A 16,693-nucleotide genomic window follows, 5' to 3' on the forward strand; every position below is an offset into this window, starting at 1 on the left:
CACAATAAAAAAGCCTTGGTTTCACAACAAAACCAAGGCTTTTTCTATTTTCATTTCCTATTCTAATTCAATTTAAACATCACTTGTTGACGTTCTAATTCTTCTAACAAATCGGCACTAATAGTAATGCGACTATTTCTACTCGACATTTCTATGCGATTGACAATTCTAAATTCTTCTTTTTTCTCTTCGATTTCAAACAATAGTTCACCGTCTTCCATCATTTCATCAAGGGGTTCTCCATCTTCATTCACTGTTTGAATCAGTGGCATTGGCTTAATTTCTTCCTCCAACTCAACTTTTTCCAACTCGTAAATATCAAAGAAAACCTGCTTATCTCCATTGTATTTATCGAGTGTAGCTTTGATGTCTTTCAATTTACTCTCACTCAAATCTTTAATGTTCATTTGAACGACTAATTGTTTTGCGAAAGAGGGAATTACCTCATGCAAGAGTTTCATTTCCATAAATTGCAAACGTGGCTCTCCTCGTTCGCCTGTATCTTTTCGAATCCATCCTTCGTTTACTTGCACGCGAACAAACACAAAGGTATTGGTCAATAAAAAATGTCTAAATTTCAGGAAATCTTCATTAAAAAGACGGAATTCGAAAGATTCATCATATCCCTCAATAGTAAAAGCGGCCCAGTCTTTTCCTTTGGCCGAAGTCCTAAACTGAACATCACTTATCATTCCTCCGAAACTAACAACGCGACCCGTCAGATTTTCTAAACGCGCTAATTCTTCCACGCGAACATTACAGAAGCTCTTCAGTTCAAATCGGAAGTCGTCGAGTGGATGTCCTGAGATATAAATACCTACAACTTCTTTCTCTTTAGCCAATTTCTCCATGGTACTCCACTCTTCACAAGCGGGCAATACGGGTTCGGGTATTTGTACTTCGCTGCTATCGCCAAATAAACTTACTTGTGCAGAATTTTCACTTTCTTGCGTTTTAGCACCGTATTTAATTGCTTTCTCCAAAAACGTATTTGGATCAGATGGATCGGTAACGAAATATTGTGCGCGATGGGTATTTTCAAAGCAATCAAATCCTCCAGCTAACGCCAAGTTTTCAAAGGCTTTTTTATTTGCGGCTCTCAGGTCAATTTTCTTTGCCAAATCGAAGATTGATCGATAACGTCCATTGGTTCGATTATCGACAATGGTTTTTACAGCCCCTTGTCCAACACCTTTTACAGCTCCCATTCCAAAGCGGATGACATATTCATCATTTACTGTAAACTTATAGAATGATTCATTCACATCCGGCCCTAATACGTGTAATCCCATGCGTTTACATTCCTCCATAAAGAAGGTAACTTGCTTGATATCATTCATATTATTGGATAATACAGCGGCCATATATTCTGCTGGATAATGCGCTTTTAGATACGCTGTTTGATAGGCAATCCACGCATAACAGGTAGAGTGCGACTTGTTAAACGCGTAAGAAGCAAAGGCTTCCCAGTCTTTCCAAATTTTCTCTAAAACCACGGGATCATGTCCTTTTTTCGCTGCTTGATCCACAAATTGAGGTTTCATCTTATCGAGTACTTCCTTCTGTTTTTTCCCCATTGCCTTACGCAAAACGTCCGCCTCACCTTTGGTAAAGTCCGCTAACTTTTGCGACAAGAGCATTACCTGCTCTTGATAAACGGTAATACCATAGGTTTCTCTTAAATATTCCTCACAAGCATCCAAGTCGTACACAATGGGTTCTTCTCCATTTTTACGGCGAATAAACGAGGGGATATATTCCAAAGGTCCTGGGCGATATAGGGCATTCATGGCAATTAAATCAGCAAATACAGTTGGCTTTAGTTCGCGCATGTATTTCTGCATCCCAGCAGACTCGTATTGGAACACGCCAATCGTTTCACCACGCTGGAACAGCTCATAGGTTTTGACATCGTCAATTGGAATTAAATCCGGGTTGATTTCGATTCCTGTTCTATACTTAACTAATTTGATTGTATCTTTTATTAGGGTCAAGGTTTTCAACCCTAAGAAGTCCATTTTTAAAAGTCCCGCACTCTCTGCTACGGAGTTGTCAAACTGGGTTACGTAGAGATCCGAGTCTTTGGCTACTGTTACAGGAACGAATTTCGTAATATCATCTGGTGTGATAATCACCCCACAAGCGTGTATTCCTGTATTTCGCATGGATCCCTCCAATATTTTTGCTTGCTGAATCGTTTCTGCAGCCAGCGAATCTTCTTTAGCTAAAGCAATCAATTCTTTCACCTTGTCAAATTCCTCACTTCGCAATACACCTTTAATAACATCCTCACTTTCAGATAAAAAACGAGCTAAATTCCACTTTGAGGGCATCATCCCTGGAATCAACTTAGCGATTCGGTCAGCCTCAAACAAAGGTAAATCCAACACGCGGGCAGTATCTCGAATAGCTGATTTAGTAGCCATCTTACCATAGGTAATAATTTGGGCCACTTGATTGGATCCATATTTATTGATCACGTAATCCATTACTTTGCTACGACCTTCATCATCGAAATCAATATCAATATCGGGCATGGATACACGGTCAGGATTCAAGAAACGCTCAAAAAGCAAATCGTATTCGATCGGATCTAGATTGGTGATTCCCAAACAATAGGCTACCGCAGAACCCGCTGCAGATCCACGACCTGGTCCAACAGAAACTCCCATTTCACGGGCAGCGGCAATGAAATCCTGTACAATTAAGAAGTATCCTGGATACCCCGTACGCTCAATTGTTGCCAATTCAAAGTCTAAACGCTCGCGAATGTCGTCCGTTACTTCCGGATAACGGCGTTTTGCCCCTTCGTAGGTCAAATATTTTAGATAATTGTTCTCTCCCCTTTTCCCTGATCCATCTCCTTCTAAATCACGAGCATCCTGAAACTCTTCAGGAATATCGAATTTGGGAAGTAATACATCGCGGTGTAAAACGAAAGGTTCTACTTTATCGACAATTTCTTGTATGTTGTAAATTGCTTCAGGAATATCCTTAAACAATTTTTTCATTTCTTCTTCTGATTTGAAATAGTACTCTTGGTTGGGCAATCCATAGCGATACCCTCTACCTCTACCAATCGGTGTACTTTGTTTTTCTCCATCTTTTACACACAGTAAAATATCGTGTGCATTGGCATCTTTCTTATCTAAATAGTAAGCGTTATTCGTTGCCACCATTTTGATGTTGTGTTTACGCGCTAGCTCAATTAGCACTTGGTTCACGCGATTTTCATCTTCCTGACCATGGCGCATGAGTTCTACATACAAATCCCCTCCAAATTGCTCTTTCCACCAAACTAATGCTTCTTCTGCCTGACGTTCCCCAACGTTCAAAATCTTACCTGGTATTTCACCAAATAAGTTACCTGTTAGCACAATGACATCTTCTTTATATTGTTCTACGACGCTTTTGTCTATACGCGGTACGTAATAGAAACCATTCGTGTAAGCGATAGAAGCCATTTTTGCCAAATTGTGGTAACCGTTTTTATTTTTAGCTAGCAGTACCACTTGATATCCATTATCCTTTTTGGTGCGATCGAGGTGATTTTCGTTGATAAAAAACTCGCATCCAACAATAGGCGTCAATAAAGGTAGGGCTTCTTCTCCGCTTTCTAAACGCGTTTTATTTTGAGCTTCAATCCCTTTATTGTGATTATTTACTGCCATTACAAAATGAAACGCCCCCATCATATTACCGTGATCCGTCATGGCAATAGCGGATAAATTCATTTCTCCAGCTTTCTTAACTAGATTGGGGATACCAATGGTAGATTGCAAGACGGAGAATTGCGTATGTACGTGTAAATGGGCAAATCGAGCGTTTTGGAACTGTTGACGTTCCTCTGCTGTGATTGTCTCAGTTGCACCTCCTTGTAATTTCGCTAGACGCGCTCTAATTTCATCCGACGCTTTTTTAAGGTTGATGTGTTTTAAACCAACCGGTTGAAAAGGTTGTGGATTGAAGTCGTTATAGCGTTGGATATAGGTTTCATCCGCCTGTAATTCTTCCTTTGAAAAGGTTCCGCGTTTAATCAATTCGAGAAAACAACGCGTAGTTGCTTCTACGTCCGCCGTAGCATTATGCGCTTCTCCAAAGGCTTCGCCGAATAAATGGGTGTGTAATTCGGTTAATGTAGGCAATTTATAGCGCCCTCCACGTCCTCCAGGTAATTTCAGCATTTCTGCTGTTACCTCCGTACAAGTATCCAATACAGACATGGCAGTCAATTGACTTTCCACTCCCATACGATAAAACTCACATCCCATAATATTGACGTCAAAACCAATATTTTGACCGACAATAAAACGAGCTTTTGAAAGCGCAATATTGAATTTGGCTAATGCTTCTTCTAAATCAATGCCCTGCTCTTCTGCCAATTCTGTAGAAATTCCGTGAATGCGTTCTGCATCATAGGGAATATTAAACCCTTTTGGTTTGATTAGGTAATCTTGATGTTCCACAAGTCGCCCCATATCGTCGTGTAACTGCCAGGCGATTTGTATACATCGCGGCCAATTATCCGTGTCCGTTAAGGGAGCCGACCAACTCTTCGGAAGCCCAGTGGTTTCCGTATCAAAAATTAAATACATACTTGATTTATAGAATATTAACCCTAAAATAGGGCGATTTATACCAAATTCAAAGGTACAAAAAAAGCCGCTTACTTAATAAGCGGCTTCTCTCAATATAAATAAATTTACAAATCTTTATTCTCCTTTTCCAAGTGGAATTCTAAAGAATACCCCTTCATCGAATGTTTTTCTATCTACATAACGCTTAATACGCTTGTTGTTTTCATCCAATTCGTCATCCGGCAAAAGGCTAGCATTCATATTAATTACGAATGTTCCAGAAATCGTACCTGGCACTTGCTTATCTGCAGGATCTAAAATGATATACCCGGGTTTACTCACGGGTTTATTTGTAATTAGACTCAAGGCATCCGTTGAATACATCGAAGCGGTATTGTTATAATCATCGTAAACAATATAATCGGCTTTGATATTATCTGTTGCATTAAACTCGTATTTTGCACCAAATTCATAATCTGGCAGATAGATTCTCAATGTAGTAGAATCCGTTTTAGCCTCAATGTTTAAAGTTTTTTCATTCACTACAAATGCTTTAAACGACTGTGGTTTGTACTCCATATAGTGACTATAGGGATTACCTTCTATTCTCGTTGAATCGGTAATTGCATCAACTGTCATGGATGCATACATTCCAGGATCTGAAAATTTAACATCACTTTCACATGCCATGAACCCCATAACTAAAGCGAACATTCCTATTATCTTTCTCATATTATACTAATCTATTAGTGATATATATACATCGCAAAAATATATTTTTTATTGTTCAAAAAAAAATTTTTTTAATAAAACTTTAACTTTGAAGAAGAATCTTTTTTTCTGTTTTCTCAGCTTTAAAAATCATTATTATAAAATGTACGCTTAAGAAATAATTTCTAGTGAGAAAAATACAATTTTTAAGTGTTATCTCCCCTTTATTTTTAAGTTTTATTTAATTGATCACCTAACACGCCTCCAATCACAACCCAACAAGTCAATTTATACCAAACAATTAAAACGAACAAAATAACATAACAGGCCGTTAAATTAAATTTGCGGCATAAGAAGGAGTAAAAAACAAAGTAATAAGCTTGTAATCAAGTCCATTAAAAATTGTATTTTTCTATTTTATTCCTCTAACTAATTAAAAAAGTTAGTATCTTTGCGCAAATTTTTAACCGAGGTCGGGTACCTCAAACAAAACAAATAATTATGTCTGTAAAAATTAGATTACAAAGACACGGTAAAAAAGGAAAACCTTTTTACTGGGTAGTAGCTGCTGATTCACGCGCTAAAAGAGATGGTAAATACTTAGAGAAAATCGGTACTTACAATCCAAACACTAACCCTGCAACTGTTGATCTAGATGTAGATTCAGCTGTTAAATGGTTATTCAACGGTGCGCAACCAACGGATACTGCTAGAACATTACTTTCTTACAAAGGAGCTTTATTGAAACACCACTTACAAGGTGGAGTGAACAAAGGAGCTTTAACACAAGAGCAAGCTGATGCTAAATTCGCTGCTTGGTTAGAAGAGAAAGCAAACAAAATCAACGCTAAGAAAGATGGTTTAACCTCTTCTAAAGCGGCTGATAAAGCTCAAAAAATCGCTGCTGAAAAAGAAGCTAACGCTAAACGCGCTGCTGCTCAAGTAGCTAAAGTTGCTGCTGAATCTGCACCTGTAGAAACAGAAGAAGCAACGGAAGAAAACAACGAAGAAACTCAAGCATAATTTCTGAGCGATATGCGTAAAAAAGATTGTTTCTATTTAGGCAAGGTCGCAAAAAAATTTAGCTTCAAGGGGGAAGTTTTGATCTATTTAGATACAGATGAACCTGAGTTATACGAAAATTTGGAATCAGTGTTCGTTGACTTTAACGGACAACTGGTTCCTTTTTTTATTGAAGCCGCTTTTTTGCACAAAAATGATTTCCTCAGAGTCAAGTTTGAAGACTGCAGTTCGGAAGAGGATGCAGATCGCATTATTGGTTCGGAAATATATTTGCCTTTGAACCTATTACCTAAACTAGAAGGGAATAAGTTCTACTATCACGAAGTGGAAGGTTTTGAAGTAGTTGATACTACATTGGGTTCTGTTGGAACTTTGACCCGTATCAATGACAGCAATTACCAAGTCCTATTCGAAATTGATCACAACGGAACTGAAATTTTAGTGCCTATGATTGACCAATTTATCGAACAGGTGGATCGCGAAAACAAAAAATTAATCCTAAATATCCCTGCTGGTTTAGTAGATCTGTATTTAGAAAATTAATGAATCGTTGATAATTTAAAAAAAACGCCAAGAGAATATATTCTCTTGGCGTTTTTTTGTTAGTTGTTGTTGGTGAGAGGATGAGAGGCTGAGAAGATGAGAGGGTTCAACTGATAACTCATAACTGATAACTCATAACTGATTTGATAACAAAAAATGCGCTACATTTAATAGAAAAAAAATGAAAATAAGTGCAATCAGTAAACTCACCATTAATCCAGGAGAAGAAATTAAAGCCAAAGAAATACGCAAAGGGATTTTTGCGCTTATCCAGAAGGATTACCCTTTCTTTGCCAAAGAAGATTTTATCACCTTAGGAGAACTCAACCGATACCGACGTTTGTATCTGACAGAATTAATGCTACAAGAAAAAGGGGAACTAGCCGCTTTGGATAAGGATGTGATAAATGCTATACAAAACAATGCCATTCTATCCGAAAATATTCAAGACGACATCGAAACCAGGCTAAGCCTTGGTCAGAAGATAGCGGATAAAGTCGCTGCTTTTGGTGGTAGTTGGACCTTTATCATCACGTTCTTTACCTTCATCATTATTTGGATGGCGATTAATATTTGGGTATTCACCGTCCAGCCTTTTGATCCTTATCCCTTTATCTTACTCAACCTCATTCTTTCTTGTTTGGCTGCTATTCAAGCGCCTATTATTATGATGAGTCAGAATAGAAAGGAGCAAAAAGACAGGCAACGCGGCGAACACGACTACAAAATCAACCTCAAAGCCGAATTAGAAATCAAACTCCTCAGCGAAAAAATAGATCATTTACTCGTGCATCAAAATAAAAAATTGCTGGAAATTCAAGAGGTACAAGTCGATTATCTAGAAGATTTGATGAAAGAAATTAAAAAGAACAAATAGGCTTTTTTGTGTCTTTGCTTTTTTGTTTTTTTGTGCATTTCTACGTTTAAAGAAAGTTCTTTCTTATTTTAGAAAAACCAACAACCAACAACCAACAACCAACAACCAACAACCAACAACCATCAACCATCAACCAACAACCATCAACAAACAACCATCAACAAACAACCATCAACAAACAACCATCAACAAACAACCATCAACAAACAACCATCAACAAACAACCATCAATAAAAATGATCCCACTAGAAGCTTTAGGAACGCGCATGTGCATCATTGGCAATAGTGCGGCTGGAAAATCCACTTTGGCGCAACACTTAGGGCAACACCTCAACTTTGCCATTTGCCATTTGGATCAACTTGCGCATGTTCCTCACACCAATTGGCAACCGAGGGACCGTGAGCTCATGCGATTGGATCATCAAACTTTTTTAATTCAGCACGAATCATGGGTGATAGAAGGAAATTACAGCTATTTAATGCCCGAGCGTTTTGCACAAGCAACTGCTATCATTTGGCTGGATTTTTCCCGTTGGGGATCGGTCTATCGCTTTATCAAACGCAGTTTGCAGAACAATCACAACCGCGCAGGCAATCTGGAAGGGGCGAGTCAGCAGTTCAACTTTACCATGCTCAAACACATTTTGATTACCGTTCCTAAAAACAAGATTAAATACCAAGAATTAATTGAGCAAAGTGGTGTGCCTTGTGTGCGAATTAGATCGTTTCATCAATTGAAGAAGATTTACAAGGAGTGGAACCTATAATTTAGCTCCTACTCCAATAAGTCACATTGATTCCTTTCCTCTTTCTAAACCGCATTTTTCGTACTTTTGAAGCGTCAAAATTACATTCATACTTATGTTTCAATTCAAACAATTCACCATACACCAAGATCAATGTGCCATGAAAGTGGGGACTGATGGCGTACTATTAGGGGCTTGGACCCCCGTTGATCACAATCCTAATAAAATATTAGACATTGGCACTGGCACAGGGTTAATTGCCTTAATGTTGGCTCAACGTACCGATGCCGAACAAATTGACGGTGTTGAAATCGATGCAGATGCGCATGCACAGGCCATTGACAATTTTGAAAATAGTCCGTGGGGCGATCGTTTATTCTGTTATCACGCAGGTTTAGAAGATTTTGCCAACGGCATGGATGAAGAATATGATTTAATCGTTTCCAACCCTCCTTTCTACAGTGAGGATTACTATACCCAAGACGAAAAAAGAGATAAAGCGCGCTTCCAAGACTCCCTTCCTTTTGAGTTATTAATAGAAGCCGTTGCATACTTTTTATCTGAAAACGGAGTGTTCAGCATCATCGTTCCCTCTAAAGAAGAAGAACGCATCATGTACCTCGCAGCCGAATTTGACATCTATCCGATGCAGGTTACACGGGTAAAAGGAACACCTACGAGTGAGATTAAACGCAGTTTACTTGCCTTTTCGAGAACGCGCATAGAGAAAATTCCTCTAAATGAATTGACAATTGAAGAAAAAAGACACTGTTACACCCCTGAATTCAATACCCTTGTACAGAATTTTTATCTAAAATTATAGTATACGTAGTTTTTATAACTGCAATTAAAAATATTTTACAGACATTTGCTCTGCAATCAAACCGAAAAAAGGAACTTAAAAAAACAGTCTTTTTTAACGTTGATGTATTTAAAAAACAAAACCATGATTTTAAGAGTTAACACAATGATGATGCCCATGCTAATGAACACAATGATGTTCATCTCTCGCTATGGCCGAAAATCAACCAGTTAATCTCTTTTGTATTAGGATAAATTAGTTGGAGTCTCATCGGTCTATGCCGGTGGGGCTTTTTTTTATTTCTTTTTCAAAAATCTATAATCTAAATCTAAAAAAAATGAGCAATTTTCACTTTTCAACTCAAGCATTACACGCTGGACATCAAGTCAACCAAACCGCAGGCTCTAGAGCTGTTCCCATTTATCAAACGTCTTCGTATGTATTTGAAAATGCAGATCACGCCGCAGGTGCATTTAACCTTTCTATTCCCGCTTATATTTATACCCGACTAAACAACCCTACAAACGATATACTAGAACAGCGCTTAGCTGCTCTTGAAGGCGGAATTGGTGCGGTGGTAACTGCCTCAGGAGCAGCTGCTATTAGTACAACCTTCTTAACCCTCCTAAAAGCAGGAGATCACATTGTTGCTTCCAATAGTCTATATGGAGGTACCTACAATTTACTCAACGTTACCTTACCGCGATTGGGGATTCACACCACCTTCGTAGATCCTGCTGACTTAGCCAATTTCACGCAAAATATTCAACAAAACACCAAAGCTATTTTTGTAGAAAGCTTGGGAAATCCCAAACTAGATTTGATTGATTTAAAGGAATTATCGCAAATCGCAAAAACACACCACATTCCTTTTATCGTTGATAATACCGTTCCTTCTCCTGCACTGCTCAGACCGATTGAACACGGGGCAGATATTGTCATTCACTCCTTAACCAAATACATTTCGGGCAATGGTACAACTTTAGGGGGGGCTATCATCGATGCAGGTACTTTTGATTGGAGTAGTGGAAAATTCCCAGAATTTACAACACCTACAGCAGGTTATCACGGCTTAATCTACCATGAAGCACTTGGAAAAGCAGCTTTCATCGGCAAAATACGCTTAGAGGGATTACGCGATTTAGGCGCGGCTTTGAGTCCATTCAATGCTTTTCAGATTATTCAAGGATTGGAAACCCTAGCTATTCGCCTACATCAACACAGTAAAAATGCTTTAGAACTGGCAGAATGGTTAGAAAAACAAGAGGCTGTCGCTTGGGTCAATTACCCCGGATTACCTTCAAGCCCTTACCACAAACTCGCACAAACGTATCTCCCTAATGGACAAAGTGGTGTGATTACTTTTGGTTTAAGAAAGGGATTTGAAGCGGCTAAAACCGTAGCCAATGAAACTGAGCTCTTTTCTTTAGTAGCGAATATTGGGGATACCAAATCGCTGATCATTCACCCTGCTTCCACTACACATCAACAATTAACTGTAGATGAACAAAAAGCAACGGGAGTTACGCCTGATTTAGTTCGCCTATCGGTTGGCATTGAATCCATCGAAGATTTAAAACAAGACTTAGCACGCGTGTTCACAACGCTTAATTAATTTATCCACCCTCTTTATCGTTTTCCGCCTCATGAAACAATTGCACACCATCCAAATTACGGATTACCTTTTTCCGGATCAGACCGTCCAAACCTTGTATTTGAACTACGAGATTTTTGGTCAGCCCTTGCACCAAGCGCCCATTGTCTTGGTCAATCACGCCTTAACCGGAAATAGTACCGTTACAGGTGAGCAAGGCTGGTGGAAAGAACTAATTGGATACAATCAAGCGATTGATTTAAATCGCTATACGGTCCTTGCTTTTAATATTCCGGGGAATGGATATGCCAATAAGGAAGAGCAATTATTCCCGGCCTATACTTCTTTTACAACAGCCCTGGTTGCAGATGTATTTTGGAAGGGGCTTGATTTTCTGCGAATCCCTCAGCTTTATGCAATTATCGGCGGTAGCTTAGGTGGGAGTATTGCTTGGGAAATGGCTTTGCAACGCCCTCAAGCCATTCAACACTTGATTCCCATTGCAACCAATCTACAAGCTTCGGATTGGTTGATTGGACAAGTAGCAGTTCAAGAAGCCATCCTCAATCACTCCAGTCAACCGTTGGAAGATGCGCGAAAACACGCCATGTTGCTTTATCGCACTCCGGAATCCATCAATCAAAAGTTTACTCGAGTACACCCAACCATTGGCGATACACCTCCTATTGAAAGTTGGTTAACCTATCACGGTCAGGCATTAAAAAAACGCTTTCAACTAGCGGCCTATCGCCTGATGAATCACTTACTCAAAACAATCGGACGGGAAATAACCGAAGAGCAATTGCGGCACTTTGCGGGGAATACAACCGCAACAATTACCGTAGTAGCCGTGAATAGTGACAATATGTTTACCCAAAAAGAGCAACGGGAAACCTATTGCAAATTATATGCTTACGGTGCAAATATAAACTACAAAGAAATACAATCCATACACGGTCATGATGCTTTCCTCATGGAATATGAACAATTACAGACTGCATTACAACCTTTATTTTAAACCCATACAACCATGAAAATTCTAAAGTTTGGAGGAAAATCACTAGCCTCAGGGCAAGCCTTTGATCAAGTGATTCAAATTATAAAAGACAAAATCGCACAAGGGTCAATTGCCGTTGTAGTTTCAGCCATTGACGATACCACAGATACCTTGGAATCAATCTTAGACTTAGCCAAGAATCAAGCGGATTACCGCACGCCTTTTTTCGCCTTTCAAGCGAGAACTTATCATAGTGGAATTGATTTAAAAGAGGAGTTTACCTTACTCCAAAAATTGTATGAAGGGGTTTCTTTGCTTGAAGATTACAGCTTAAAAATCAGCGATTTGGTCCTGGCACAAGGCGAGATTATTTCGAGTAAAGTATTGACCCATCACTTACTTCAGCAAGGAATTACCGCTGTTGCTGTTGATAGTCGTCATTTTTTTGTTACGGATGCGACCTTTGGTCAAGCCCAAGTAGAAGAAGAGCTATCCAAAGCAAGAACATCCCTCTATTTTAAGGAAATTCCTTCACATACCCTTGCTGTAGTGACGGGTTTTATTGGCGCTACAGCGAAAGGAGAAACAACTACCCTAGGTCGAAATGGCAGCAACTATTCTGCAGCCTTACTCGCCAATTTCCTCCAAGCATCCGAATTGCAAAATTACACCCATGTTGATGGTATTTTTACCGCCAATCCAGATTGGGTTAAAAATGCACAAAAAATTGAGGAACTTCACTTTGATGATGCCAATGAGTTGGCGCATTTTGGCGCTTCAATTTTACATGCAAAGACAATTCTTCCCTTGATAGAAAACAATATTCCCCTTCGCATTTTGAATACCTTAAACCCAACAAATACAGGAACATTAATTTCTGCTCGCCCTACAGTTACAGGAATTAAATCCATTTCTCTCCAATCTGATATTGCTTTAATCCAATTGGAAGGGCGCGGCTTATTGGGTATTGTGGGTATTGACGCGCGTATTTTTACTGCACTTGCTCAAGCGGGGATTAGTGTAGGCGTGATTTCTCAAGGTTCTTCAGAACGCGGATTGGGGTTTACTGTAGAACAACAAAAAGCAACACTCGCTGTAGAAGTCTTACAAAGGGAGTTCCACACTGAGTTTCAAACCAAAGATGTCGATAGCATCCAAATCTTGTCCGAAGTAGCGATTCTCTCCATTATAGGACAGGATTTAAGTACGTTTGACCAACCCTATGCCGCCTTAGTAAAAAATAAAATCACCCCGATTCTATTTCACAACACCGTAACAGGTAAAAACGTGAGTTTAGTCGTTCGCCAGGAAGATGCAAAAAAGGCACTCCATGTGATTCACGGTCAAATTTTTGGAATTAGTAAAAAAATCAACCTCGCTATTTTTGGCCACGGACTTGTAGGCGGTACGTTGATTGATCAAATTCTCACTGCTGCAACAGCGATTGCCACTAAAAAGAATATAGCCCTCCATATTTTCGCCATTGGAAATTCTAAAAAGGTGTGGTTGACAGAAACGGGAATCACGGCCAATTGGCGCCAAGATCTAGCGCAACATGGGGTTTCTTATGGTATAGAAGATGTGATTGCCTTTGCAAAAGACCATCACTTAGAAAACCTCATCGCCATAGATAACACGGCTTCTAAATCATTTATTGAGCACTATATCCCCTTGATTCAAGGAGGTTTTGATTTGATTTCCTCCAACAAGATCGCCAATACGGTTTCCTATTCTTTCTATCAAGCATTGCGAAAAGCGTTAAAAGAAAACCATAAAGAATATTTATACGAGACTAATGTTGGCGCAGGATTACCCTTGATTGACACCATCAAACTCCTGCATTTATCTGGAGAGAATATTACGAAAATCAAAGGAATCTTTTCAGGTAGCTTGAGCTATATCTTCAATCAGTTTTCTGTACAAGACCAACCATTCAATACCATCGTACAACAAGCCATTGCCAAAGGATATACAGAACCTGATCCGAGAGAAGATTTATCTGGTAAAGATGTGGGACGCAAATTGCTCATCTTAGCTAGAGAATTAGACTTACAAAATGAATTAGAAGAAATTCAAATTGAAAACTTAGTTCCTGTAGATTTACAAGCCATTGACACCGCAAATTTCCTCAAGCGATTAGAGGAATTAAACCCTTATTTTGAACAAATTAAAAAAGGATTACAACCGAATACAGTGTTGCGTTATGTAGGAGAATTATCTGGAGATTTACAGCAAGACAAAGGTATTTTAGAAACCAAATTAGTGGCTGTTCCCCTACATTCCGCCTTAGGTCAATTGCAAGGATCTGATAGTTTATTTGAAATCTATACCGAAAGTTATGGCGAAAACCCCATCATCATTCAAGGTGCAGGTGCAGGTGCTTCGGTTACAGCCAGAGGAGTTTTTGGCGATATTCTACGCCTCGCAGATAGATAAAAACGACTATTATTTACACTTATTTTATGGTTTACCACGAAAGGATGGGCGTTCATTCGTCTTTTCTGGTTGTTGTTTATTCTATATTTCAAATAAAAATGTCCTTCGTATTGAATATTGAAGGACATTTTTTATTTATTACTGCATCCATTCTTTTAGTATGTCACCAAAGTCTTCGGTATACCCTTCTAAAACGTTAACAAAATTCCCCTCAGGATCAAATAAAACATAATGCGGTGTTCCACGTTGTTTATACTTCGCTATAGCAAGATCCAAACGCCCCTTTTTATTCCAAAGTAAAACTCCTTTATTTCCCTTTAACTCGTAATACATATCCATTGTTACAGGAAAATTATCAACATAGTACGTCACATAATCCATTTTCGCACTTAGTTCGTCAGCTACCTTGGCTGTTTGAGGTGCCGCTCGTTGACAATATCCACAATGCATCGTTGAAAAATCTAGTAGTACATACTTTCCCTTAAAGTAGTCACTAAACTGTACGGTTTGTCCTTCTCTTGTCAGCGCAGTAAAATTATAATACTTATCACCTACTTCTAGTGTTTTATAGTCAATTAATGTTTGAGAAAACTCAACTTCTTTCGTATTCTTATACTGTAGTTCAACTAAATCTAACAACGTTTTCATTTGTTCTGTAGTATAACTTTCCATAGTAAATGGCAGCATAAATCGCCCATAAGCAGTATTGACATATTGTTTTAGGAATTCATAGTCATTCTCTTCCACTTGCTTAAGGATTTTTTGCACCTTTCCCAAGGGTTCAACATTACTATAGTAAGCCAACGCAATACTGTCAGAAGAAATTCCCTTTTGCATAAGATTCTGTGCTTCTACTTGCAATTGTTCTATCTCGTCATTGAATTTTTTATTGATAACGTAATTTTGATAACGAACACCATCATATTGAGAACCCATTGCTTCAATATTATGAGGAAAATCACTTATTGATCCATCAATAGTAATCGATTCATTTCCTACAAAAAAACTAGTATAATAGGAATCTCCTACTTGTTCTACATACAAATAAATTGATGTTGGTGCCTCACTTAATTGCATTTCAACATTAAATTTCCCATCTTTTGCTTGAAACTCTATTTCCTCATTACCACTAGATAGACTTAATTTGGCATCTTCAGTTAATCCCTTTAATTTTCCATTAAGATGTAATTTTTCTTGTGCTGAAGTTAACGTTGAAAGACCTAAAGCTAAAAACAAGAGTAGTATTTTTTTCATCATTTAGTCATATTAAGATTTGGTTGACTTGCAATTTAACCTATTATCACTAATTATTAACTATAGCTTAAACACTTCTAAACTATTTTTTTATTTCCTCCCTAAATCTAGTGATTTACCTCAAAAACCTACCTAACCTCCCCTTCTATATCTTTCTTTTTTATACCTTTAATACTTCTAATTCGGAAGCATTACTAGATATAATCTCCTGATACTTAAATAAAACGCTATGAAAAAAATATTATGCTACACCCTTATAGGAGTAATCTCCCTATTAACCTTAGCTTCTTGTGATCAAAAATACGACAGTGTAGCTGCTGAAAGTGCGAACTACCTCAACCTTTCTGATGCCAATTCGTCTCCTGCCAAAAATCTAGAAGTAGAGCAAGCTGTTGAGCGCAAAATCATCAAAGAAGGAACGATTCGCTTTGAAACTGCTGATGCTGCCGAAACGCGCAAGCAGATTACAGCAGCCTTAGCGACCTACAAAGGTTATGTTTCACAAGATCAAGCGGAGACTTATGCGAGTCAATCGACTTATACCCTTACAGTACGCGTTCCTGCAGAAAGTTTCGAAAAACTTTTGTCGGATATTACCACTGCTGCTAAAAAAGTAGAGAATCAAGACATTCGCGCATTGGATGTTACGGAAGAATTCATTGATGTAGAATCGCGTATTCACACCAAAAAAGAGTTGGAAAATCGATACAAAGCCTTGTTGAGCAAAGCGAATAAAGTAGAAGAAATCTTATCCATTGAAAAGGAAATTGAAGCACTTCGCTCCGATATTGAATCCTATGAAGGGCGATTAAACTACTTAAAAAGCAGCGTGGCTTATAGTACGCTTACCGTAGTATTCTATGAAAAACAAACGAGTACATCAACGTTCGGTTCTGAATTTACCACTGCCTTTGCAGAAGGATGGGACAACCTAGTTTCCTTCACCCTTGGGTTATTTTACATTTGGCCCTTCATCCTCATCCTTTTAGGTGTATTATTTGTCGTTAGACGAAAACTCAAACGCAGAAAACTGCAAAAGAAGGAATAATTCTTCTTTATACAAATCAAGAATGAAACATTCATAATCAATATACTACAAAAAAATGAGCCGATTAGATAAGTTAATCGGCTCA

Annotated in this window: 13 protein-coding genes; 10 read left to right on the top strand and 3 right to left on the bottom strand. The window is 38.5% G+C overall.

Features of this window, described 5'->3' with window-relative positions; genetic code table 11:
• Positions 1 to 62 precede the first annotated feature (62 nt).
• Together dnaE and FBR08_RS04970 are read right to left on the bottom strand one after the other, a co-directional pair.
• Positions 63 to 4,595, bottom strand: coding sequence for a DNA polymerase III subunit alpha (gene dnaE, locus FBR08_RS04965; protein WP_158961700.1), 4,533 nt, complete (start codon positions 4,593 to 4,595; stop codon positions 63 to 65).
• A 117-nt stretch (positions 4,596 to 4,712) separates the two neighbouring features.
• Positions 4,713 to 5,309 (bottom strand): DUF6252 family protein, encoded by a 597-nt coding sequence (locus FBR08_RS04970; protein WP_158961701.1) that lies wholly within the window; start codon positions 5,307 to 5,309, stop codon positions 4,713 to 4,715.
• A gap of 480 nt (positions 5,310 to 5,789) precedes the next feature.
• Here FBR08_RS04970 and FBR08_RS04975 point away from each other — a divergent pair, with 480 nt between their 5' ends.
• From FBR08_RS04975 to thrA, 9 genes are all read left to right on the top strand, one after another.
• Positions 5,790 to 6,311: a 30S ribosomal protein S16 gene (locus FBR08_RS04975; protein WP_158961702.1), complete on the top strand. Its 522-nt coding sequence runs from the start codon at positions 5,790 to 5,792 to the stop codon at positions 6,309 to 6,311.
• A gap of 12 nt (positions 6,312 to 6,323) precedes the next feature.
• Positions 6,324 to 6,854 (top strand): ribosome maturation factor RimM, encoded by a 531-nt coding sequence (gene rimM, locus FBR08_RS04980; protein ID WP_158961703.1) that lies wholly within the window; start codon positions 6,324 to 6,326, stop codon positions 6,852 to 6,854.
• Positions 6,855 to 7,035: 181 nt separating this feature from the next.
• Positions 7,036 to 7,731, top strand: coding sequence for a DUF1003 domain-containing protein (locus FBR08_RS04985; protein WP_158961704.1), 696 nt, complete (start codon positions 7,036 to 7,038; stop codon positions 7,729 to 7,731).
• Between the two features lie 22 nt (positions 7,732 to 7,753).
• Positions 7,754 to 8,017: a hypothetical protein gene (locus tag FBR08_RS04990; protein WP_158961705.1), complete on the top strand. Its 264-nt coding sequence runs from the start codon at positions 7,754 to 7,756 to the stop codon at positions 8,015 to 8,017.
• Positions 7,968 to 8,498, top strand: a complete 531-nt coding sequence (locus FBR08_RS04995) for a P-loop NTPase family protein (RefSeq protein ID WP_158961706.1) — start codon at positions 7,968 to 7,970, stop codon at positions 8,496 to 8,498. Before FBR08_RS04990 ends, FBR08_RS04995 begins: the two co-directional genes overlap by 50 nt.
• A 94-nt stretch (positions 8,499 to 8,592) precedes the next feature.
• A complete protein-coding gene (locus tag FBR08_RS05000) occupies positions 8,593 to 9,300 on the top strand; it encodes a tRNA1(Val) (adenine(37)-N6)-methyltransferase (RefSeq protein ID WP_158961707.1) in 708 nt (235 codons plus the stop codon).
• Between the two features lie 316 nt (positions 9,301 to 9,616).
• On the top strand, positions 9,617 to 10,894 hold the full coding sequence (locus FBR08_RS05005) for an O-acetylhomoserine aminocarboxypropyltransferase/cysteine synthase family protein (RefSeq protein ID WP_158961708.1): 1,278 nt from the start codon (positions 9,617 to 9,619) through the stop codon (positions 10,892 to 10,894).
• Positions 10,895 to 10,925: 31 nt separating this feature from the next.
• A complete protein-coding gene (locus FBR08_RS05010; protein WP_158961709.1) occupies positions 10,926 to 11,891 on the top strand; it encodes an alpha/beta fold hydrolase in 966 nt (321 codons plus the stop codon).
• A 12-nt stretch (positions 11,892 to 11,903) separates the two neighbouring features.
• Complete coding sequence (gene thrA, locus FBR08_RS05015; protein WP_158961710.1) at positions 11,904 to 14,306, top strand: bifunctional aspartate kinase/homoserine dehydrogenase I; 2,403 nt, start codon at positions 11,904 to 11,906, stop codon at positions 14,304 to 14,306.
• A gap of 138 nt (positions 14,307 to 14,444) precedes the next feature.
• Here thrA and FBR08_RS05020 read toward each other — a convergent pair whose 3' ends face one another.
• The gene (locus FBR08_RS05020; RefSeq protein WP_158961711.1) at positions 14,445 to 15,563 is read right to left on the bottom strand and encodes a TlpA family protein disulfide reductase; all 1,119 of its coding nucleotides are present in this window, start codon (positions 15,561 to 15,563) and stop codon (positions 14,445 to 14,447) included.
• A 226-nt stretch (positions 15,564 to 15,789) separates the two neighbouring features.
• On the opposite strand from FBR08_RS05020, the gene FBR08_RS05025 reads away from it, so the two are divergent.
• Complete coding sequence (locus FBR08_RS05025) at positions 15,790 to 16,608, top strand: DUF4349 domain-containing protein (protein ID WP_158961712.1); 819 nt, start codon at positions 15,790 to 15,792, stop codon at positions 16,606 to 16,608.
• The last annotated feature ends 85 nt before the right edge of the window (positions 16,609 to 16,693 follow it).

It is taken from the genome of Myroides fluvii (genome assembly GCF_009792295.1).
GTDB lineage: Bacteria > Bacteroidota > Bacteroidia > Flavobacteriales > Flavobacteriaceae > Flavobacterium > Flavobacterium fluvii_A.